Source organism: Acidovorax cavernicola, assembly GCF_003581445.1.
On the sequence record NZ_QXMN01000254.1, the window covers coordinates 1 to 1,058 of the forward strand.

Below are 1,058 nucleotides of genomic sequence, written 5' to 3' on the forward strand. Positions count from 1 at the left end.
GCATTGCGCCGGGCGGTTTTTCGTTGCGGCGGTAACTCGCGCCGGGGCGTTCGACGGCGGTCCTTCAGTACGATCTCCCGCCCTTGTACATCGCGTGCTGGCGGCGCTGCAGCGGCGTGACTTCGGCGATGCGCGCCATGGCCGCGCCCACATGCGCGTGGGTGATGGCGATGCCCAGTGCGTCGGCCGCGTCCGGGCCGGGCAGGCCGGGCAGCTGCAGCAGCCGCTGCACCATGGCCTGGATCTGGTCCTTGCCCGCGCGGCCATGGCCGGCGACGGCCTTCTTCATCTGCAAGGCCGTGTATTCGGCCACGGGCAGCAGGCTGGTGACCAGCGCCGCGAGCGCCGCGCCGCGCGCCTGGCCCAGCAGCAGCGTCGATTGCGGATTGGTGTTGACGAACACGATTTCCACGGCCGAGCTGTCGGGCTGGTAGCGCTGCGCGACTTCGGTGATGCCGTCGAACAGCAGCTTGAGCCGGCCGGGCAGGTCGCCGCGGTCCAGCGCCGTCGTGCGGATGGTGCCGCTGGCCACATAGCTCAGGCGGTGACCGTCCACGTCGACCACGCCGAAGCCCGTGGTCTGCAGGCCGGGGTCGATGCCAAGAATGCGCATGCCAAAGTTCTCAGGGTAACGTCGCATGGCCCATACGGCGCATGATGATGCGCGCGCGCTGGGCCAGGTAGCGGGATTGGGGCTGGAGCGCGAAGCGCTTGGGCTGGGGCAGCATCACCGCCAGGCGCGCGGCCTCGGCGGCGCTCAGGCGCGACGCGGGCTTGCCGAAATAATAGCCCGCAGCGGCTTCGGCGCCAAAAACGCCCGGTCCCCATTCGACATGGTTCAGGTAGATCTCGAGAATGCGCTGCTTGGTGAGGAACAGCTCGAGCAGCTTGGCGAGCACCAGCTCCTGGCCCTTGCGCGCGAACTGGCGCTCGCCCGAAAGCAGCAGGTTCTTGGCCAGCTGCTGGGTGATGGTCGAGCCGCCATAGATCTTCGTCGGCGCCCGGCCCGCGGCCTGGGCGCGTTCCTCGGCGCGCTGGTTGCGCTCCCAGGCTTTCTC

The 1,058-nt window shown here is 69.3% G+C and carries 2 protein-coding genes; both read right to left on the bottom strand.

Annotation, left to right across the window (positions count from 1 at the left end; genetic code table 11):
* Positions 1-64 precede the first annotated feature (64 nt).
* Positions 65-613 (bottom strand): crossover junction endodeoxyribonuclease RuvC, encoded by a 549-nt coding sequence (gene ruvC / locus D3H34_RS32955; protein WP_119558893.1) that lies wholly within the window; start codon positions 611-613, stop codon positions 65-67.
* Positions 614-623: 10 nt separating this feature from the next.
* Positions 624-1,058, bottom strand: a 435-nt coding sequence (locus tag D3H34_RS32960) for a transglycosylase domain-containing protein (RefSeq protein ID WP_205736872.1), incomplete at its 5' end; no start/stop codon positions are given.

Excerpts from the sequence above, each read along its gene's own strand:
- ruvC (WP_119558893.1), bottom strand. The coding sequence starts at position 613 with ATGCGCATTCTTGGCATCGACCCCGGCCTGCAGACCACGGGCTTCGGC.